This is a genomic window from Miniphocaeibacter sp., assembly GCF_049276255.1.
Classification (GTDB): domain Bacteria; phylum Bacillota; class Clostridia; order Tissierellales; family Peptoniphilaceae; genus Miniphocaeibacter.
Window position 1 is genome coordinate 1 of record NZ_JBASWB010000005.1, and the last position, 21,580, is coordinate 21,580.

15 protein-coding genes, 1 tRNA gene, 1 CRISPR repeat array and 1 riboswitch are annotated in these 21,580 nt (G+C 30.9%); of the genes, 4 read left to right on the forward strand and 12 right to left on the reverse strand.

The features are described from left to right. The 10 genes from WAO56_RS00635 to WAO56_RS00680 all read right to left on the reverse strand — a co-directional run. Positions 1-584 (reverse strand): glucose PTS transporter subunit EIIB (locus WAO56_RS00635; RefSeq protein WP_422146181.1); only part of this gene is annotated, 584 nt, incomplete at its 3' end. Between the two features lie 141 nt (positions 585-725). After that, complete coding sequence (gene treR / locus WAO56_RS00640) at positions 726-1,433, reverse strand: trehalose operon repressor (protein ID WP_422143758.1); 708 nt, start codon at positions 1,431-1,433, stop codon at positions 726-728. Between the two features lie 367 nt (positions 1,434-1,800). Beyond that, positions 1,801-5,192: direct repeats of the CRISPR family, unit length 30 nt; unit sequence GTTTTAATAGAACTACACTAGAATGTAAAT. 141 nt (positions 5,193-5,333) lie between these two features. Next, on the reverse strand, positions 5,334-6,473 hold the full coding sequence (gene grdD, locus WAO56_RS00645) for a glycine/sarcosine/betaine reductase complex component C subunit alpha (protein WP_422144465.1): 1,140 nt from the start codon (positions 6,471-6,473) through the stop codon (positions 5,334-5,336). A gap of 10 nt (positions 6,474-6,483) precedes the next feature. Continuing rightward, the gene (gene grdC / locus WAO56_RS00650) at positions 6,484-8,016 is read right to left on the reverse strand and encodes a glycine/sarcosine/betaine reductase complex component C subunit beta (protein WP_422144466.1); all 1,533 of its coding nucleotides are present in this window, start codon (positions 8,014-8,016) and stop codon (positions 6,484-6,486) included. A gap of 54 nt (positions 8,017-8,070) precedes the next feature. After that, a complete protein-coding gene (gene grdB / locus WAO56_RS00655) occupies positions 8,071-9,381 on the reverse strand; it encodes a glycine reductase complex selenoprotein B (RefSeq protein ID WP_422144467.1) in 1,311 nt (436 codons plus the stop codon). A gap of 32 nt (positions 9,382-9,413) precedes the next feature. Further along, a complete protein-coding gene (gene grdA / locus WAO56_RS00660) occupies positions 9,414-9,884 on the reverse strand; it encodes a glycine/sarcosine/betaine reductase complex selenoprotein A (protein WP_243661744.1) in 471 nt (156 codons plus the stop codon). A gap of 27 nt (positions 9,885-9,911) precedes the next feature. Further along, entirely contained in the window at positions 9,912-11,198 is a 1,287-nt protein-coding gene (locus WAO56_RS00665) for a glycine/sarcosine/betaine reductase component B subunit (RefSeq protein ID WP_422144468.1), read from the reverse strand. A gap of 55 nt (positions 11,199-11,253) precedes the next feature. Beyond that, positions 11,254-11,574 carry a thioredoxin TrxA gene (trxA, locus tag WAO56_RS00670; RefSeq protein WP_422144469.1) on the reverse strand — a complete coding sequence of 107 codons (321 nt, stop codon included), beginning with the start codon at positions 11,572-11,574 and terminating at the stop codon, positions 11,254-11,256. A 13-nt stretch (positions 11,575-11,587) separates the two neighbouring features. Next, the gene (gene trxB / locus WAO56_RS00675) at positions 11,588-12,517 is read right to left on the reverse strand and encodes a thioredoxin-disulfide reductase (protein WP_422144474.1); all 930 of its coding nucleotides are present in this window, start codon (positions 12,515-12,517) and stop codon (positions 11,588-11,590) included. A 98-nt stretch (positions 12,518-12,615) separates the two neighbouring features. After that, positions 12,616-12,984, reverse strand: a complete 369-nt coding sequence (locus WAO56_RS00680; RefSeq protein WP_422144470.1) for a GrdX family protein — start codon at positions 12,982-12,984, stop codon at positions 12,616-12,618. Positions 12,985-13,066: 82 nt separating this feature from the next. Next, positions 13,067-13,168: riboswitch (glycine riboswitch) on the reverse strand. A 346-nt stretch (positions 13,169-13,514) separates the two neighbouring features. On the opposite strand from WAO56_RS00680, the gene selA reads away from it, so the two are divergent. The 4 genes from selA to WAO56_RS00700 all read left to right on the forward strand — a co-directional run bounded on the left by selA (position 13,515) and on the right by WAO56_RS00700 (position 18,711). After that, on the forward strand, positions 13,515-14,918 hold the full coding sequence (gene selA / locus WAO56_RS00685; RefSeq protein WP_422144471.1) for an L-seryl-tRNA(Sec) selenium transferase: 1,404 nt from the start codon (positions 13,515-13,517) through the stop codon (positions 14,916-14,918). A gap of 10 nt (positions 14,919-14,928) precedes the next feature. Next, positions 14,929-16,809 (forward strand): selenocysteine-specific translation elongation factor, encoded by a 1,881-nt coding sequence (gene selB, locus WAO56_RS00690; RefSeq protein ID WP_422144472.1) that lies wholly within the window; start codon positions 14,929-14,931, stop codon positions 16,807-16,809. Between the two features lie 144 nt (positions 16,810-16,953). After that, positions 16,954-17,050, forward strand: a tRNA-Sec gene (locus WAO56_RS00695). Between the two features lie 236 nt (positions 17,051-17,286). Then, on the forward strand, positions 17,287-18,711 hold the full coding sequence (locus WAO56_RS00700; protein WP_422146182.1) for an alanine/glycine:cation symporter family protein: 1,425 nt from the start codon (positions 17,287-17,289) through the stop codon (positions 18,709-18,711). Positions 18,712-18,735: 24 nt separating this feature from the next. On the opposite strand, the gene fumC is transcribed toward WAO56_RS00700, so the two are convergent. Together fumC and mgtE are read right to left on the reverse strand one after the other, a co-directional pair. Then, positions 18,736-20,100, reverse strand: a complete 1,365-nt coding sequence (gene fumC / locus WAO56_RS00705) for a class II fumarate hydratase (protein WP_422144152.1) — start codon at positions 20,098-20,100, stop codon at positions 18,736-18,738. Between the two features lie 211 nt (positions 20,101-20,311). Next, a partial coding sequence (mgtE, locus tag WAO56_RS00710; RefSeq protein ID WP_422146183.1) for a magnesium transporter occupies positions 20,312-21,580 on the reverse strand: 1,269 nt, incomplete at its 5' end.

Consider the following 21,580-nt stretch of genomic DNA (forward strand, 5'->3'; position numbering starts at 1 on the left):
GACCAAGTAATTCCTACAGGTAAGAAATGGAAAATAGCTTCACCAATTAACCATAGAAAATTATTTACACCTGCCCAAAATTGTGAAACATCTACAATAGTATTATAGACAGGCGTTTTATCTTGTAAAAATTGAGGAACGCCATCAACAACCTTTTGGCCCAAAGATTCAAAACCAATTTCCCCTAAAATATTTCTAAAACCTAAAATTAACCCTCCAACAATAATTGCCGGAATAATAGGAGCGAATATTTCAGCTAAAGTTGAGGCAATTCTCTGTAGTATGTTTTGGTTTTTCTTTGCTTCTTCTTTTACAGCTTCCTTACTTACACCTTCAATACCGGATACAGCTACAAAGTCATTGTAAAAATTAGCAACATCATTACCAATTATTATTTGGAATTGTCCTGCTTGGGTAAAAGTGCCTTTTACTGAAGGTAAAGCTTCTATTTTTTCAATATCGGCTTTTTCCGGCTCATTTAAAACAAATCTCATTCTAGTGACGCAGTGTGTAACAGCGCCTATGTTTTCTTTACCACCAATAAACTCTAAAAGTTTTTGGCTATCTTCTAAATATTTTCCCATTTTTTACCTCCTAAGGTCTTGTACGTACATGTTTTGTTAAATCTAAGCCTATAGTATAAGATATATTTCAAGCATCCTATACGTATAAGTTTATACTTAAGTTATATCATGTCTGAATTAACTTGGCAACTGTTTTCTTTATTATCGTTGAGCAAAATCAATGAATTTAAATTTATCTGACCTATGTCTGGAGTAGGTGATTTGGAATAATATATCATTTTCTAGATGGGTAAAACTTTCGATATTTGCAATAAGGGTGTCTTCTTTTAGGTCTAAATACCTTTTATCTTCTTCAGTTGGCTTTTCAACAGTAATTGTTTTTTTAGCAAAACCTATTCTTAAACCTAGTTCATTTTCTAAATATTCATAAATTGAACCACTAGCAATTTCTTTATTTAAATTACCAATATATTTTTCTAGGAAAAAGTCCTTATCAAGTATTATTTTTTCATTATCAATTTTTCTAATACGGATAATCTCTAAAATCTTTTCTGATTTAGGAACCTTAAATAAGTTATAAATAGGGTGGGACTTAGTAACTGTCTCAAATTTAACTACTTCAGTAAAAGCATTTAGCTTTCTTTTTTTAACCAGCTCTTGAAAACTTGTAATTCTAGAAACAGGAAATTCATATTCCTTTCGATTTAAAACTGTGGATTTTTGACCTTGATTTTTTTGAATATATTTTCTTTCTGCAAGAAGAGTCATGGCTTTTCTAACAGTGTCCCTTGAACAATTCCATCTTTTCATTAATTCGTTTTCAGAAGGAACAGTATCACCAGGTAATATATTATTGTTATTATATTCCTTAATAAAGAAATCAATTATTTTTTTGTATTTTGGAGTCATAAAAATTTCCTTTCAAAAATAATAGTATTATGTAAATATATTATTACAATAATTTAATAAATACAAATTTATATAGGAGTTTTAATAGTAGTGAGGAATAATAGTTGTAAATAATAAACTCGACTTATTTAAATTTATAGAAAATAATGTAATATGAAATTAATAATATTTTGAATAACTGAATAAATTCCTACTGTCGACCTTGAATAATGTTAGGAAAACGGTAGATCGACAGCAGGAATAAAATGGTATAAATAGCCGTTTTTTCTAAATGGAGTTTTCCTAAGAGGAAAAAATAGGTTATAATAGAGACATCGACAGAATACAAGGCTATAAGCTTGTAAAATACAGGGGTAAAATATCTCCTGTTTTAATAGAACTACACTAGAATGTAAATAAGACAATATCACAATGATTTAAAACCAGCTAAAAGGTTTTAATAGAACTACACTAGAATGTAAATTTTTGTTATAGAGATACTGAATTAAACACAGACTATGTTTTAATAGAACTACACTAGAATGTAAATATGGAGCAGAATTATTCGACACAGGCGGAGCTAGGTTTTAATAGAACTACACTAGAATGTAAATCTTATTTGGTATGATACAACTGTGGCAGACTTAAGGTTTTAATAGAACTACACTAGAATGTAAATGAATATCTTGAGGAAAAGTCCAAACAACTCAAGCGAGGTTTTAATAGAACTACACTAGAATGTAAATTCTTCTAAAGAACCGGTAGAATATGAAAGAACTTAGTTTTAATAGAACTACACTAGAATGTAAATCCGAATTAATTGGTGACATATTTTGAGTTAAACCAAGGTTTTAATAGAACTACACTAGAATGTAAATTACTTCTTCCACAATATTTTCCATATTTTTAACAGTTGTTTTAATAGAACTACACTAGAATGTAAATTTATCTTTGATTATTCTTTCGTATTGCTCCCATAAGTTTTAATAGAACTACACTAGAATGTAAATGCGTTTTCCTTTAATGCATTTTCAAACATTCCTCTCGTTTTAATAGAACTACACTAGAATGTAAATATTTAGCCATTTATTAATCTCCTTTCAAAATAAAAGTTTTAATAGAACTACACTAGAATGTAAATGTGCTTGAAGGAAACAGAGAACCTCAAAGGCTAGAGTTTTAATAGAACTACACTAGAATGTAAATTTTGAATTTAATGGAAAAGAATATAACTATTACCAAGCGTTTTAATAGAACTACACTAGAATGTAAATAGATTTGGGCAAGTAGGTTCAGAACAGGTGGACAAGTTTTAATAGAACTACACTAGAATGTAAATCGATTTGTTATTCCTAGCGTACTTGCTATAATTGAGGTTTTAATAGAACTACACTAGAATGTAAATATTGCAAGAATAATTACAGGGTTAGAAGCAGAAAAGTTTTAATAGAACTACACTAGAATGTAAATGAAAAATATTTAACTGACAATTTAAGTAATTTAATGGTTTTAATAGAACTACACTAGAATGTAAATGTGCTTGAAGGAAACAGAGAACCTCAAAGGCTAGAGTTTTAATAGAACTACACTAGAATGTAAATCAGGAAGCAATAACTGCATTTGTTAAAGGTTTAGGGTTTTAATAGAACTACACTAGAATGTAAATTTAATGGCGGGACCGCTTATAGGTTCGGCAACATCTGTTTTAATAGAACTACACTAGAATGTAAATTAAGTTTGATAGCAAGAAGGAAGCTTACAGGTATTGTTTTAATAGAACTACACTAGAATGTAAATTTTTTTACTTCTCTGGATAAATTTTTAGAATAATATTCGTTTTAATAGAACTACACTAGAATGTAAATACAATAAAATCTCTAGACATTGTATCTCCTTTCATGTTTTAATAGAACTACACTAGAATGTAAATGAAGAAAGGGATAATTCAGGTTATTCTAAAAAGAAGTTTTAATAGAACTACACTAGAATGTAAATCTTAAATCCCCCATTATTCCAGCTTTAGCAACACCTGTTTTAATAGAACTACACTAGAATGTAAATCAGGCTATCAAGATTGGCAAAATGTTCAAGATACATGTTTTAATAGAACTACACTAGAATGTAAATATGATTATAGGGCAAAACTGGATTGGTTTTATAATGTTTTAATAGAACTACACTAGAATGTAAATTTTTTTGTTACTACTTAAATAATCGTCTATTTCGATTAGTTTTAATAGAACTACACTAGAATGTAAATAAAACGAACAGCAGAGAAGGGATAATCATCTTTAGCGTTTTAATAGAACTACACTAGAATGTAAATTATTACTACGCGGGGGTGGAAAACAAATGTTGAAAAGTTTTAATAGAACTACACTAGAATGTAAATTCAAGAAGTATTAAAGTTGAATTTATGCTTAAAGCGTTTTAATAGAACTACACTAGAATGTAAATAAGTACATTCCCATTTAATATTCCAGCTGTTATAAAAGTTTTAATAGAACTACACTAGAATGTAAATTAATGAAGTTTTCCATATTTTCATCATTTCTGTCAGGTTTTAATAGAACTACACTAGAATGTAAATTTTCTTTTAATTTTAATGTCAATTGCTAGATATAACCTTGAGTTTTAATAGAACTACACTAGAATGTAAATGGATTATTTGGAGTAGGAACTGCAGCTAGTGGTTCGTTTTAATAGAACTACACTAGAATGTAAATGGTGATAACCGAACAATTAACAACAGCTATTGAAGGTTTTAATAGAACTACACTAGAATGTAAATTACTATCAGTTAATGCATCTAAAATATCATTTTCATTGTTTTAATAGAACTACACTAGAATGTAAATTTTAAAAATAAAATAGATTTAGATATTGTTTTCTAGTTTTAATAGAACTACACTAGAATGTAAATAAATATTTATATTTTAAATTTTAAATATAAACTTAGTTTTAATAGAACTACACTAGAATGTAAATAGCATAGAGATAGCTATATTATTAACTGATTATTTAGTTTTAATAGAACTACACTAGAATGTAAATCTATATTTTAATACAGTTTTGAAAACAAAAGAAAAAGTTTTAATAGAACTACACTAGAATGTAAATAAATATTTATATTTTAAATTTTAAATATAAACTTAGTTTTAATAGAACTACACTAGAATGTAAATAAATCGCGTACTATTGTTAAGATTTCTTCCATTTAAGTTTTAATAGAACTACACTAGAATGTAAATCCGCTATTTCTTCAAATCTCTTCCCGTTTATATATGTTTTAATAGAACTACACTAGAATGTAAATCTTAATAGACAAGGAATGGATAATGAAGTAGTTGTAAGTTTTAATAGAACTACACTAGAATGTAAATTCAATTTCAGAATTGCATTTCCTACATTTTTTATTTTGTTTTAATAGAACTACACTAGAATGTAAATTTACCTGCTATTATTACTTTAGCACCTCTATAGAGGAGTTTTAATAGAACTACACTAGAATGTAAATGATGGTAATCTAGGTAATATGTTAGTTGGTAGAACGTTTTAATAGAACTACACTAGAATGTAAATCATGTCTGCAAACATGAAGGACTTTAAGGACGTATGGTGTTTTAATAGAACTACACTAGAATGTAAATTTGTCTGACAAAGGAGCTTGTAAGGGGGGGATCCCCGTTTTAATAGAACTACACTAGAAAGAGTATGGAACATAGTAATGGAATATTTCAATGAAAGTGAGTTTTAATAGAACTACACTAGAAAGAGTATTTTTCAAGTATCAATTGAACTGTAGTAGCATATATAATATTTGTTCTTAAACAAATAAAACCCCAGATTATTTTTAATCTAGGGTTTTTTAATTGAGGTATTTTAATGAATTGTTTGATTTTTGTTTTTTGTTTATTTTGATTATAAGAAATCTTCGGTTGTTAAGATTTCAGTAGCTTTTTCTATATTTTTCTCATTAACCATTACAATAGGACCTGTACATCCCATTCCACTTTCGGCATAGATATTATTTTTCCAAAGTGCTGTTACAGCATCTTCTAAATCCAATATATCAATACCAGCTATAGAACCTGTTACTATTTCTTGTGGAGGAGCTTTCACATCCGCACCGTCCTCTACAACTTTTTTAGCACTTAATGATTCTAAAACTTCTTTAAATTTATGAGAATTTACTTCCTTATATTCCTTTTCAGCAACTGAATTAATATTCCCATTTACTAATTCAAAAGCATATTTTATGGCATTTGCTATTACAGGAGCACCGGATGCTCTTGAAATAATCGTTATAGTTCTGTTGTAGCCTTCACCTATGCCGGGACCATATCCGTAGCCTAGGGATTCATAACTACCACCTGTAGTAAATGCAGAGAACATCTTCATTAATATATTTCCTGTTAATGAATCTGTTACACATACATCAGGAACTCCTTGTAATAAGTCATTACCACGTAGTACTGCTCCTCCGTCACTTCTTGCGGATTCACCGTATTCAAATTTATATCCATTTGATTTTAAGTTGTTTAAAGCTTTTTCTACTTGCTTTGCACCATCAACATTTAATATTCCTACTGTTGGATTTTCGCGGCCTAATGCTTTTGCTACAGAAATACCAGCAATGGTATTTCTAACCATTCCTTCAACTCTATTAGTTGAACTAGTACCTGTAGTTGTTGCTATAAGCATTTCTTTACCTACTCCAGGAGTTATTACTCTACCAATTGTAGAAACTCCAATAGGGAAGCTGTAGTGCATTGTAACACAAGCGTCTATATATTTTGAATCTAAAAGTTCTTCCATTTTGTTATGGGCTTCTTCTTCAGTTGATACTTCTATTAATTCAAATTCTGTTTCTACTTTTGGTCCAATAAGAACTATTTCATAGTTAATGGATTTAGCTAAGTTAGCTGCTTCTAGCATATTATCTAGGCCATGTTCACTGCCTAATATAGTTAGACCTATTCTAGGTTTTTTAGCAAAAGAGCCACTTTCTATACCATCAGCTATTTCTAATAAGGCTTCTGCAATAATATTTTTTGACATATTATCACCTCTATTCTTGTAGCATATTTGATGCTAATTCTCTTAAGGACTCACCAATTATTTTCTTAATTTCTTCTTTAGATATACTTTGGTCATCTGATTCTTCTCCAGTGTTTCTTTCACATATGAAGGATACACCGTCAAATAAATTAGTCATTCTACCAAGGAATAAACTACCTTTTCCTACAAACATTACTCTATTTTTATCACCAGTAGTAAGGTCATCTATCATATATCCTACATAAGGTACTCCAGAAGGAATGTGTCCTTGAGTAGGTGCCCAACCTGGTAATCCTTTTTCATCAATTAAACTCTTTAATTGAGCTCTTTCAATGTCGCCACGTTTTACTGCTAAAGCTGCAATCATTTTATAGTTTGCTTCTGGTACATTACCAGCACCAGCAGGAACAGTAATATCTGGGTTTTGCATTTCTACAGAGTATGTGTCAACATCTGTAATTTTTAAGTTTGCTCTATCAAGTCCAGTTGTAATTAATGAAGTCATTACTGCTTGTGGGGAAGAGCCTGTACCAACATTGTGTTTTCCAGTTAAATCCGTTCTAAAGATAGGGCTTACGCCGTCATTTTCTGAAACTAGCACTGCAAAAGTTCCTAGAACATCTTCTAAAACTGGATGACCTTTTTTAACGTGGTCTTTTGCGTTCATTCCTAATTTAGCTGTAGATCCACCAGCAACAACTAATACATTTTTATATACTCCTGCTTTAACTAAAGCTGCAGCTTCTATTAAAGAGTGAATAGGGGCAGCACAGAAGCCTCTTGTATCTGAACCGGAAGCGTTAGTCAGTTGAGCAACTTCAGCTATGGCTTTAGCAAAGTTACCGCCACCTCTTTGGTTAATGTCTCCACAAGCTTCTTCAGAACATTCTACTACATAGTCTATTTCATCTTTACCAACTGATGAATTTCTTAGTAAGGCAATTGTAGCTAGTACTCCAGATGCTTTTACAACTAGGTTTTCAAACATAGTGTGAGCATTTAAGTTAACGTCAACATCATGAGCAGCCTTTACAATTCCTACTAATTTTCCATCATTGAATAGTCCTTCAGCTTTTTCTTCATCTAAGAGATGTTTGTCTGCTTCTACATCATATGGTTTTATTTTATTAAAAGCATCTATAAGCTCAGGATAATTTTCTTCTATTTTAGGTTTTACTTCATTAATAAACTCTTCAGTTAATTCTACTAATTCAAAAGAATCACAGATTTTCATTACTGCTATGAATTCATCTTGAGGAGTTATTTCACCGAATTTACCTTTTCTTTGGCCTTTAAATTCCTTATCATGCCAAGGTAATTCATAATTATTTAGTTCTTCAGGTCTTAAATTACCAATGTATACCTGATTTGGTAAATAATTTACTACTTCTTCGTAGGTTCTTATATGTTTACCTACTTCTTTTAAAAATTCTGAATCTGGGTTTACAACTCTTTCTGTTGAAGTTGTAGAACCATTTTGAATAATCATGTCCGGAGTATGAACTAATACATATCCAGCGTTTTTAATTACAGGAAACGACATATTTACCTCCATTCAATTATGGATTCTGCATATGCAGAATCCATAATATTTTTATTAATCTTCAAAAACTGTTTGATCTTCAACTTTAGTTTGTAAAGCTTTTAAAGCCTTTTCAACTAATTTTCTTCTTAAAGCTTTTTCCTCATCGAAATCTAAAGCAGGATTTCCTAATGGATGAGGGATAGCAACAGCAGGTACAATTCTATTAGCTCCTACTGTTAATGAAATAGGTACTACTGTACAAATGTGTACTACTGGAATACCTGTTGCTTCAATTTCTTTTACCATTGTTGCACCGCAACGTGTACAAGTACCTCACGTTGAAGTCAATATAACGGCATCTACGTTGTTAGCAGCAAGTTTTTCTCCTATTTCATGAGCGTAAGCTTTAGCACTAGCTACAGCTGTACCATTACCTACAGTTGAATAGAAGTAATCATATAATTTTCCGATTTTACCTTCTTTTTCAAGATCTCTTAAAACGTCTACAGGTAAAACTCTATCTGGATCTTCGTTAGCATATACAGGGTCATGTCCACCGTGTGCAGTTTCAAATTCCCCTTCTTTTAAATCATCTATACCAGCTATAGAATATTCTCCATATTTTGAAGCTGAAGAAGATTCAATTCTATCTGGGTTACCGAAAGGTACTATACCACCTGAAGTAACTAATGCTATTGTAATATTAGATAGATCAGCAATTTCAGGACTTGGATCAACTCTATCGAAAGTAGGCATAGGGTATTCTGTTTCGAACTCTTCGCCTTTAATTTTCTTAACAAGCATATTTACAGCTCTTTCAGAACCACGTACATCACTAAAGTAGTTTACTCTGATTCCTCTTTCAATATAGCCTTCTTCTTTAGGTCCAAGAACTTCTTCTCCTAAAGCTAATTTTTTACCTAATTTAGCCATTTTTGGTAGAGCTTTTCTCATACCAGCAGCTGAATTAGCAGTTTCTATAATGAAAAGATCTTTCTTAAACATATCAGCACCAGGGTTTTCAACATACATTCCTGTAATTGCTGGAATATTTAACTCGTCTTCTACTAATTTTGTAATTGTTCCAGCTGCAACTCCGTAACGACCGGCATTAAAAGCTGGACCAGCGATAAAAAGATCTGGGTTGAACCCTTTTATCATTTCTAAAACTTCTTTACTTGCTGAGTCTATATTTTCGTTAAAATAACTATCTCCACATACAACAGCAGCAACAACTTCGAAACCTTCACCTAGTTTAGATTCTAATTGTTTACTTACTGGAGGTAATTCTTCAGCAATGAAAGGCTTAGTGTCGGCTTTTTCTTCTCCACCAATTCCAGCGAAAAACTGGTTAATATAGTGCACGACTTTTTTATTCGCCATTTATCTATCCTCCTAAATAAGAAATTTAAATATTAGTTATTTGCTTCTTCTCTAATGTCATTCATTTCTTCAGCAATTTCGTCAACGTCTAGAACCATTTCCATCATACCGATTTGTTCATCATAAACAGTTGCATCGAATAATTCTTTTACTTCAGGTTCAACTACATGGTATACCGCTAAACCTAACGCAACTCCAGCTAAAGGACCAGCAAATGTTGGGTCTCCTAACGTAACTGTTTCAGCTGCAAGACCTGCAGCTTCGGCTTCTGCTGCACCTAGTAAAACCACAAGATTTTCTGCACCATATTTGTCAGATGCATCCTTAACTCTCTTTTGGTTTTCTAAGTCCATAGCGCCAGCGCTAGTTCAGACAAAACATTCAGTTGATGAGAAAACTACTTCTGTATTAGGAACTGTGTTAACACATTCTTCTATTGCAGGAGCAGGTATTCCATCACGGTCGCCTATTATGATTAATTTTTTGTTTTCTAATAAACTCATGATATCCTCCTAAAATTTTAATATTTATTAATAAGTTTTTGCTGTTAAATAATTGTATCCTGTTTCATTAGTAGCTCCAGTTATTGCTTGAATTTCTACTACTATAGTTCCGTCATCCTTAAGGGAACCTTCAGCACCACCAGCAATTACGTCTACTACTTCTATATGGCCAATAATCTTATCTAATTTTGGTAATACTACAACTTGGTTTGCATTACCAGCTGTTACTACAGCATCAGCTTTTTCATCAGCATCTGCTAATGATTGTGAAGCACCATTTTGACCAGCATATTCGTCAGTTACTATAACTGTTTTTATGCCCTTGTTTTCTATTTTCTTACAGTTCATTATTAAGTCTGTATCTGGGTTTCCGAATCCTTCTTGAGAGATTATTACAGCATCTACTCCAAGGTATTCAACTAATTTAGAAGTCCAGTTTGAAGATCTTTCTTTATCCATTAAATATACATTTTCATTTGTAATAACTACACCTACAAAGTTATAGTCCTTACCATGTCTAGCATATAAATCTTCAATTATACCGTTGTTTAAATGAACATATGTTGGGTTCTTATCACAAGCGGAAACACAGTTACCACTTACAATAGCACCATCCATTACTTCAGTAGGGTATAGGATAGTAGGTACTATTTGTTTAGCATCTACACCATATACATATGTGTCATGAAGTAAACCTTGTGTTTGTAACATATAGACATAAGCAACTTTTGGTAAATCTGGATATTCATTTAATTGCTCTAATAATGGTTTAGTTTCATAAACAGATGTTTCATCTGGAGTAAGTTCTCTTGCTAACTCTCCGATGTATGCAGCTGCTTTAAAACCAATCATTCTAACTGCTTTTTCATGGTCATGTTGTTTTAATCCATCAACAGGTTCACAAATAACAACTAAGTTATTTAATTGTGAGAAAGGAGTATATTTAGCACCTTCTCCAACCATGTCTATAATACCTTCTTGGAAACCAACTATTTTACCAGTGGTAACAACAGCCATTCCCTTTAATGCATAAGTTTTTCCTTCACCAACAGTGTCAACTTTGTTTAGGATACCAGGGAATATTGCTCCAGGTCCTTCAACTTTAACCCTTGGTTCAATTACATCTTTAACTGGGGTAATTCTAACACTTTCACCAGGTTTAGCAATATCGAAATCAATAGATTTGATATGCTCGTCTCCGCCAATGGCTTCTAATAATTCTTCTTTATTAACATAAAGAATGCCATTTTCGATTTTTGATGAATCAGCAAATTGAATATCTTTAATAAAGATTTTGCCTAATTCTAATCGCATTATACACCTCCGACTTTTTTATTAAATTATATAAAATACTAGGTATTTTACTTAATTAGTTATAGTATTTAAGAATCATTGCTTCTATATTTTCTACAGTAGCATCATCTTTAGTTATTTCGTCGATTTTTTCTCCGTCCTTATACATAAGCATAGTTGGTAAGCCTAAAACCTTTTGTTTTATTGCTAATCTTCTTGCTTTTGTAGTGTCAAGAGAACAGAATTTAATTTTATCTCCATATTTTTCAGCTAATTTATGAACATCTGGCATTAAAGCTTTACATGGTTCACAACCTTCACTCCAAAAATCTACAAATACATAACCTTCAACATTTAATACTTCATCTTCAAAAGTTTTTTTGTCTAATTCTAACATAGCTCCTCCTTAATTAAAAATTTTCGTTAATATATTTTTCAGCATTAACTGCGGCAATAGCACCATCAGCAGCTGCTGTTACTACCTGACGTAATGACTTTTCTCTAACATCTCCGGCTGCAAAAACACCATCTATATTAGTTCTCATTTCTTCGTCTGTTACAATGTAACCATTTCTTAATTCTACTTTATCTTTAAATAACTCAGTTTGTGGATTAAATCCTATAAATATGAAAACTCCCATAGTTCCATCGTCTTCATCTGCGAAATATTCAGAAGTTTCTCCTGTAACTGTGTCTTTTAAAACTACAGACTCAAGGATTCCATCTCCTTTAATTTCGATTATTTCTTTATTTAACCACATTTCAATTTTGTCATTTGCCTTTGTATTTTCAATAACTGTATTACAAGCCTTGAAAGTATCTCTTCTGTGAACAAGATATACCTTTCTAGCAAATTTAGTTAAATATATAGCTTCTTCTAAAGCACTATCTCCACCACCAACTACGATTACTTCAAAATCTTCAAAGAAGTCAGCGTCACATGTTGCACAGTAGGATACTCCCTTTCCAGTAAATTCCTTTTCACCAGGGCAACCGATTTTTTTAGGGGAAGCACCTGTTGCAATTACTATGGATTTAGCCTTATAGGTTTCGTTATCACAAACAACCTCTTTAATTTTACCGTCAAAATTTACCTCTTTAACATTTGCCATTTTAATTTCAGCACCAAACTTTTCAGCTTGTTCGGTAAATCTTTTAGTTAATGAAGGACCAGTAGCGTTTTCAACAGAACCAGGATAGTTTTCAACTTCACTAGTACTTACTATTTGTCCACCCATTTTTTCTTTCTCCAATACTAGAGTCTTCATTTTTGCTCTAGCTCCGTACAATCCAGCTGCTAATCCACCTGGACCAGCACCAATGATTATTAAATCATAAATATTGTCCATATTTTGCATTCCTCCTATTTTTAATTTTTAAAAGTTAAATAATTATCATAAATTTTTAAAAATTTTACTGCTTTTATTTAAATATATTTCTATATTCTAGCTAAGGTATTATCGATTAAATCCTTATCGACAACTTGAAAATCTTCTAAAATAGATTCTGTCCAGTTATAATTTTTATTCATAGCATAAAACTTTTTTGCTGTAGCCATAGCTTCTTCTATTAATTCTAGAGAGGTAAAGGAAATAACGCTTCCTTCTTTTAAGACTAAGGTTCTATAGACAGTTTCGTAAGGTTTTACACTTCCATATAATGGGTGAGTCAGTAGTTCATATCCTTTATGAATATAATCTCTGGACTTTTCTAATATACCCAAATAATCCGTGTCGATTATTTCTACAATGTATTTATTTTTATATTCAGGTTCATTAAATTTTGGGTTATTAGTTACTATTAACATTAGTTATACTCCTATATATATAATAAAAACAAAAAAACAGAAAGATAATTGCCTTATCTTTCTGTCGTAATCTCCAGATAGTAGTCCAATGCTAGTTCCTTTACCTGAGAATTTCAAATATTTCTTTGGCGAGAAATATTCTTGTCCCTTCGGTTTCGTTAAACGAATCTCCCAACATCTTCAACCTATTTTCATTTGTGATATTATTTTATCATGGGTTTGACAAATAGTAAACAATAATAATTAGCTTGTGATGAAAACTCTATCATTAATAAAATAAATTAACATTAGAATCTAGCCATTACAATGATATAGTAGAATAAAGCAATGAGGAAAACGATAACAAAATAGGTGCTTTTTTAGCTATTTTTTAGTCGAAATTTCAAAAAAAGTAGTGAATTTATTTAACAATAAACATATATTTATTAAATTATGAACTTATAAGAATATTAAATAAATTTCTTTTTAAATATATTTACAGTTATAATATTATTAGGTTTACAAAACATTTATAAGTTAGGAGAAAAAAGATGAAGAAAAATGAATTATTTAGAAAAATACCGTCTGTTGAAGAAATTTTAATTTTAGATGAAATTAATAAATTAGATTACCCAAGAGTTTTAAAAACTGAAGCAGCTAGGGAAGTGCTGGGAAATATAAGAAAGAAAATTGCTGATGCCAAAGATGAGGAAATATCTACCGTAATAGATGAAATAGATATTAAGAATATTATAAAAAATATTATTAATACTTTGGAAAAAGAATTTTCTTCTTCATTGAAGAAGGTAATTAATGGTACTGGAACTATTTTACATACTAATTTAGGCAGGTCACTCTTAAGTGAATCTATAAAAGATGAAATATGGAAAATAGCTTCAGGTTATTCTAATTTAGAATATGAGTTAGAATTAGGAAAAAGAGGGTCAAGATATAGCCATGTAACAAAAATAATAAAATTACTTTTAAATGTAGAAGATGTTCTAGTTGTTAATAATAATGCAGCTGCTGTATTACTTGTGTTAAGTACTTTTGCTAAAGATGAGGAAGTAATAGTTTCTAGGGGAGAACTTGTAGAAGTTGGAGGAGCTTTTAGAATACCATCAGTAATGTCTATGAGTGGAGCTAAATTAGTAGAAGTTGGTTCTACAAATAAAACAAGAATTTCCGACTATGAAGAGGCAATTACTGAAAATACAAAATTATTAATGAAGGTTCATACAAGTAATTACAAAATGATAGGTTTTACAGAGTCAGTTTCAAATAAGGAGTTAAAAAGTTTAGGTGAAAAATATGATCTACCTGTAGTTGAGGACCTAGGCAGTGGTGTATATTTTGATTTAGAGGAGTTTGGCTTAAGACATGAACCAACAATAAAGGAGTCAATTAAATCAGGAATAGATTTAGTTACCTTTAGTGGCGATAAACTTTTAGGAGGACCACAAGCAGGAGTAATTGTTGGAAAAAAAGAATATATAGATAAAATGAAAAAAAATCAATTATTAAGGGCCTTAAGGGTAGATAAAATAACTCTAGCATCTTTAGAGGCTACCTTAAAACTATATTTTGATGAAGAAAAAGCTAAGAAAGAAATTCCTACAATGAGAATGATATCCTATACAGTTGAAGAATTAGAGGAAAAAGCTAGAATTTTAAAAAGAATAATAGAAGAAAAGAACACTAGTGTAAAACTTGATATTAAGGACGAATTTTCTACAGTTGGTGGTGGCTCTATGCCAGGAGAGGAATTTCCGACAAAGGTATTGGTAATATCATCGGAAAAATATTCGGTTTCTAAAATAGAAGAAAAATTAAGATTATCAAAAAGTCATATAATAGGCAGAGTAAAGGATAATAATTATATGTTGGATTTACGAACAATTCAAAATTCCGAATTTGAAATAATAGCAGAAGAAATAGAAAAAAATCTGAAATAATGGAGGAAATATGAAGAATATAATTGTAGGTACAGCTGGACATATAGATCATGGTAAAACTACTTTAGTAAAAGCCTTAACAGGTAGGGAAACAGATACCTTATCAGAGGAAAAGGCAAGAGGCATATCCATTAATTTAGGCTTTACTTATTTAGATTTACCAAATGGAAATAGAGTTGGAATAGTAGACGTACCAGGACATGAAAAATTTATAAAAAATATGATGGCAGGAGCAACCGGTTTAGACCTTGTATTATTTATAATTGCAGCTGATGAAGGTGTAATGCCCCAAACTAAAGAGCATTTAGATATTTTAACATATTTGAATATTAAAAAAGGAATAATCGTTCTTACTAAAAGCGATATGGTAGAGTCGGATTATTTAGAGCTTGTAAGGGAAGAAGTAGGTGATTTTACCAAGGGGACCTTTTTAGAAAATGCCAAAATAATAGAAGTTGATTCCATATCCGGAAGGGGAATAGATGAATTAAAGAATATTCTTTCTGAAGAAAGTGAGAAAATTGAGGATAAGGAAAGTAATACTCCGGCTAGAATGAATATAGATAGGATTTTTCCGGTAAAAGGAATAGGCTCTGTAATAACCGGTACCTTAATGGAAGGCCATGTAAACAAAGGCGATGAACTCTATATTTATCCTGCAGATGAAAAAATAAAAATAAAGTCTGTTCAAGTACATGGAAAAGATGTTGAAACAGCCTATGCAGGACAAAGAACAGCTATGAATATTTCGTCTATTAAAAAAATTAATGTGTCAAGGGGAGATGTTGTAGCAAAAGAAGGCTCAGTAATTACAACAAATATTATAGATGCTAAAATAATAGTTTCAAAAAATAGAGATTTCTCAGTAAAACATTGGACTAGATTAAGATTAGCTCTGGGAACTAGAGAAATATTATGTAGGGCAGTTCCTTTGGAAAAAGATGAAATTTTACCAGGGGAAGAAGGTTTTATTCAACTTAGATTAGAGGAGCCTTTGGTTTGTAAAAATAGGGACAGATTTGTTTTAAGGTCCTATTCTCCTGTAGAAACTATTGGTGGAGGCATTATTATAGATCCTCTAGCTAAGAAACGACATGTAGATGAAGCCCTAATAGAAGAGTTAAAAATAAAGGAATCAGGAGATTTAGATAAAATAATTTTACAATATACAGAAGCGGAAAATGCTCTTGTGCTATTGAAGGACATAGTTTCCTATACCGGAGAAAATAAGGAAGAAGTAGTTAATAAATTAAATAAATTAATTGAAAACAATGACATAATATTAATAGATGACAAATATATTAATAAGAATATAGCCAATAAAATCTTTGATAACATTAAGAACCTTGTAGAAGAAAATCATAAAAAACAGTCACTTTCATACGGGTTAACAAAAGATGAATTAAAGACGAAAATCAATTATGATTTAAGTTTAAAAGAAATAGATAGTATTTTAGACCTAATGGTAAAAAATGAAATCTTACAAAAAAACAATGAATATTATGGCTTGAAAAATTTTAAAGTTGGACTTAATAAAAAACAGGATAATCTTAGAAAAGAAATAATAAGTGAATTAAGGAATAATTCTTTTGATAAAATAGAGGATTTAAAATCATTATCTAGAAAAGATAAAAACAGGGAGCAAGTTTTAAAATTTATGATAGATAAGGATATAGTAATTTTTGGAAACAATAATATACTCTTAAAAGAGGACTTTGAAAAGGCAAAACAACTGCTAATAGATTACCTTGAAAAAAATGGTAGTATTACTATTTCCGAGTATAGGGATTTATTAAAATCAAGTAGGAAAAATATTCTTCTTTTATTAGAACATTTTGATAATATAAAATTAACAAAAAGACTAGATGATATTAGAGTTTTAGTAAAGTAGATAATATTAAAGATAAAAGCTTATGTTATAGGCAAATAAAAACAAATATATATATTTATAAAACAAATAAATCTAACAAATAATAAATATATATACTCTGTAATTGAAAACAAAAAGCTTTAATGGTACTATTAAATAGTACTTGGGGGTGAATGAGTGCTGGTGTGCTCTCTGGTCTTCAAAACCAGTATGAGGGGTTAGGAGCTTCTTGGGTGGGTTCGATTCCCACGCACTCCCGCCAATTTTTTTCGTTGTAAAGTTAAAAATATACCGATGTATACAGAATAAGAAAAGGATTTCCGGGTATAATTTAAAGTAGTTGTATGTGTTTATAACGATTTATTTGAAATGATTTATTGAAAATATGAAAAAGCGATAAAATTATACTTTTGTGCTTAATAATTTTATTAATATAAAACAAAGGAGGATAATAACATATATTTTCAATAATATTATAAAATTTAAAAGGAGTGTTTTATGGAAAAATTTGATAGTATAGTCAATTTAATAAATGGTACCCTAAGGGATAGAATACTTATTTATTTATTGCCTTTCGTAGGAATAATTTTTACTTTATATTTGTTATTTCCACAGATAGTGAGATTTCCAGCAGCTATTAAGCAAACATTTGGTGGACTTTTTGACAAAGAGGCCAATGCAAAAAGAAAAGCAGCTGGTGAAATTTCATCATTCCAAGCTTTAGCAGTTGCAATAGCAGCTCAAGTAGGAACGGGAAATGTTGCCGGAGTTGCAACAGCTATAATGGCTGGAGGACCAGGAGCAATATTTTGGATGTGGGCTGCAGCGTTAGTTGGAATGGCAACTATATTTGCTGAAGCGGTTTTAGCACAAAAATATAGAACTAAGGACAAGGATGGCAATTTAGTTGGAGGGCCTGCTTATTACTTAAGTCAAGGGTTTAAAAATAAAGGTTTAGGTGGTTTAGGTAAATTTTTAGCTGCTTTCTTTGCTCTAGCAATTGTTTTTGCTTTAGGTTTTGTTGGAAACATGACCCAATCAAACTCAATAGCAACGGTAATAAATAATGCCTTTAATATTCCTTTACTAGTAGTAGGAATTGCTGTAGCTATATTTGCAGGCTTGGTTTTCATAGGTGGAATAAAGAGAATTGCAAACTTTGCTGAAATGGTAGTTCCGGTAATGGCAATTGTTTATATAGGTCTTGCTATAATTGTAATGATAAAATTCAGATCCCAAGTAGGTTCTGTGTTTTCATTAATATTTTCAGAGGCTTTTAAAGCAAAGGCAGTAGCCGGTGGAGCAATAGGTGTTACTATGAAAGAAGCTATAAGATTTGGAGTTTCTAGAGGGTTATTCTCAAATGAAGCTGGTATGGGTTCAACACCACAGGCCCATGCTACAGCAAATGTAAAACATCCTGCAGAACAAGGTTTAACAGGTATGATAGGAGTGTTTATTGACACTGGTTTAGTTTGTACAGCAACAGCGGTAGTTGTATTAATTACAAAAGCTCATGAAATAGGGGCAGCTAAAGGTTTAGATGGTGCTCTAGTAACACAGGAAGCTTTTGGTATAGCCTTTCCAGGTTGGGGAGTACAGGCCTTAGCAATTTGTTTAACTTTCTTTGCTTTTACAACAGTAATAGGTTGGTATTATTTTGGAGAAACCAATATTAAATATCTTTTTGGTGAAAATGGATTATGGCCATATAGAATTATAGTAATAGCATTTATTATTATAGGATCCTTATTTAAAGATATCGGATTAGTTTGGGATATTGCAGATATGGTAAATGCTATAATGGTAATACCAAACTTACTAGGTTTATTATTCCTTCATAAAGAAGTTAAGGGTATTTTAAAAGATTACGATAAATGTAAACAATTAAAAGAAATAAAATATGTTTATGAATATGAATAAAAAAAGAGCCTTTTGGCTCTTTTTTTAAATCATATTTTCAGGTTTTACCCACTTATCAAATTCATCTTCAGTTAAATATTCTAATTCCAAGGCTGATTCTTTTAAAGTTAAATTATTTAAATGGGCATGTCTTGCAATTTGTGCTGCCTTATCGTATCCGATATGGGTATTCAAAGCTGTTACAAGCATAAGGGAATTATCTAAATTATATTGGATTTTTTCCTTGTTGGCTTTTATGCCTACTAAACATTTTTCTCTAAAGGATTTAATTCCGTCGGCTAATAGTCTTACAGACTGTAAAAAATTATAGATTATAACAGGCATATAGACATTTAATTCAAAATTTCCTTGAGATGCACCAAAGCCTATAGTTACATCATTTCCTAAAACTTGGGCAACTACCATAGTTAATGCTTCTGCCTGAGTTGGATTTACCTTACCTGGCATTATTGAACTTCCCGGTTCATTTTCAGGTATTGATATTTCTCCTAGGCCACTTCTAGGTCCAGATGCTAACCATCTAACATCGTTGGCAATTTTTAATAAATCTGCCGCTAAGGCCTTTAGAGCACCATGACAAAAGACGATTTCATCCTTACTTGTTAGAGAATGAAATTTATTTTCTGCAGTTTTAAAATCTATTCCCGTTAAATTAGAAATTTCTTCTGCAACAATTACATCAAAGCCTTCAGGACAATTAATACCGGTACCTACAGCAGTTCCACCTAAGGCAAGTTCATGCATGCCTAAAACACTTTTTTTAATATTATCAATGGATTTTTCAATCATAGCTGACCAACCACTAATTTCTTGTCCTAAAGTTAAAGGGGTAGCGTCTTGTAAATGGGTTCTTCCAATTTTAATAACATCTCTATTTTCAATAGAAAGTCCATAAAGCACATCTAAAGTTTTTTCTAACTCGGGAATAAGATAATTTTCAATAGCAACAGTTCCAGCAATATGCATGGCAGTAGGGAAGGTGTCATTTGAACTTTGAGATTTATTGACATCATCATTTGGGTGCAGAAGTTTTTTTTCTGCAAGTTCGTTTCCTCTATTAGCTATGACTTCGTTAATATTCATATTGCTTTGTGTACCACTTCCAGTTTGCCATACAACAAGGGGGAAGTTATCATCAAGTTTTCCCTCTAATATTTCATCTGAAACCTTAGCTATAAAATCTTTTTTTTCTTCAGAAAGTATACCTAGCCTATTATTAGTAATAGCACATGCTTTCTTTAAAATAGCAAAAGAGTCAATTATTTCCACTGGCATTTTCTCTATTCCTATTTCAAAATTATTATAGCTTCTTTGAGTTTGAGCTCCCCAATATTTATTTGAGGGAACTTCTAGTTCACCCATACTGTCTTTTTCTATTCTGTAATCCATGGAGTCACCATCCTGTTATTTATAATATGTAAGATTAGTTTTATTAAATAATAGTGAAAATATTATTTAATACCAACTATATAAAAATATAATACATACTAGAGGAAATATCAAAAATAATACAAATTTATTGTTTTGATATTTATATTATTAAAACAAAAAACAATTAAACTTATGAATTTTCACAAGGCTAATTGTTTCTTTATTCTACTTAAGCACCTAAAATTGTAATAGCTATATTTAAATATACTAAAATAGCCAAAGCATCTACTACAGTTGTAATTAATGGACTAGCCATAACAGCAGGGTCAAATCCTAATTTATCGGCGATTATAGGTAGGACAGAGCCTACTGCCTTAGCAATTAAAACCGTTACAAAAAGTGTCATACTAATAACTAAAGATACACTTAAACCCAGTCTGTCAATAATCATTAATTTTGCAAAGTTAAAAGCAGCCAATGTAAGACCACAAGCAATTGCTACTCTAAATTCTTTCCATAGAACATAGAAGAAATCATGGAAGCCTATTTCTTTTAAAGAAAGACTTCTAATAATTGTAGAAGCAGATTGGGAACCGGCATTACCACCTGTGTCGGTAATCATTGGAATAAATGCTGTTAAAACAACATATTTTGCCAAAGCGTCTTCATATGTCATTAGGATTAAACTTGTAAAAGTTGCAGATATAAGGAGGACTAGTAACCATGGAAATCTATTTCTCCACAGATCTGTAACAGATAGCTGTTTATATGGTTTTTCAGAAGGAGTAACAGCTGACATGATTTCCATATCTTCAGTAGTTTCTTCTTCAATAATATCAATAACGTCATCGACAGTTATAATTCCAACTAATCTATTTTCACCATCAACGACAGGCATGGTATTAATATCATATTTAGAGAACATATGAGCAACTTCTTCTCGGTCAATAGTTGTAGTTGTTTTAATAAAGTCCCTTTTCATAATAGATGTTATGCCTACATTAACATCGGCTAGAATAATATCCCTTAAAGATACTTCACCAATTAAATGTCTAGTTTCGTCAATAACATAGCACATGTCAATAGTTTCCTTATCGGACCCTACTTCTCTTATATAGTTAATAGCGTCATTTACAGTCATACTTGGTTTAAGACGTAAATATTCCGTTGTCATTACAGAGCCTGCACTATCTTTAGGATAGTTAAGCATTGTATTTATTATAGCCCTGTCCTTTGGATTTGAATTTTTTAATACTTTTTTTACAAGATTTGATGGCAACTCCTCTATCATATCGACCTTGTCGTCCATTCTAATCTTGTTAATAATTTCCTCAAGTTCTAGATTGGAAAAACCTTCAATTAATAATTTTTGTTGTTCAATATCCATTTCAGGAAATACCTTAGCACCGTTGTCTTTAGTTAAAAGGTTAAAACTCAAAGTAAGATTGGTTTTGTCAAGAGTGTCAAAAAAAGCAGCTATGTCAAAACAGTTCATACT

What these genes read in the sequence shown, in the direction of transcription:
- fumC (WP_422144152.1), bottom strand. Translation starts at nt 20,100, where the DNA reads ATGGATTACAGAATAGAAAAAGACAGTATGGGTGAACTAGAAGTTCCC.
- treR (WP_422143758.1), bottom strand. Translation starts at nt 1,433, where the DNA reads ATGACTCCAAAATACAAAAAAATAATTGATTTCTTTATTAAGGAATAT.
- selB (WP_422144472.1), top strand. Translation starts at nt 14,929, where the DNA reads ATGAAGAATATAATTGTAGGTACAGCTGGACATATAGATCATGGTAAA.
- WAO56_RS00700 (WP_422146182.1), top strand. Translation starts at nt 17,287, where the DNA reads ATGGAAAAATTTGATAGTATAGTCAATTTAATAAATGGTACCCTAAGG.
- grdC (WP_422144466.1), bottom strand. Translation starts at nt 8,016, where the DNA reads ATGTCGTTTCCTGTAATTAAAAACGCTGGATATGTATTAGTTCATACT.
- WAO56_RS00680 (WP_422144470.1), bottom strand. Translation starts at nt 12,984, where the DNA reads ATGTTAATAGTAACTAATAACCCAAAATTTAATGAACCTGAATATAAA.
- grdD (WP_422144465.1), bottom strand. Translation starts at nt 6,473, where the DNA reads ATGTCAAAAAATATTATTGCAGAAGCCTTATTAGAAATAGCTGATGGT.
- selA (WP_422144471.1), top strand. Translation starts at nt 13,515, where the DNA reads ATGAAGAAAAATGAATTATTTAGAAAAATACCGTCTGTTGAAGAAATT.
- WAO56_RS00665 (WP_422144468.1), bottom strand. Translation starts at nt 11,198, where the DNA reads ATGCGATTAGAATTAGGCAAAATCTTTATTAAAGATATTCAATTTGCT.
- trxA (WP_422144469.1), bottom strand. Translation starts at nt 11,574, where the DNA reads ATGTTAGAATTAGACAAAAAAACTTTTGAAGATGAAGTATTAAATGTT.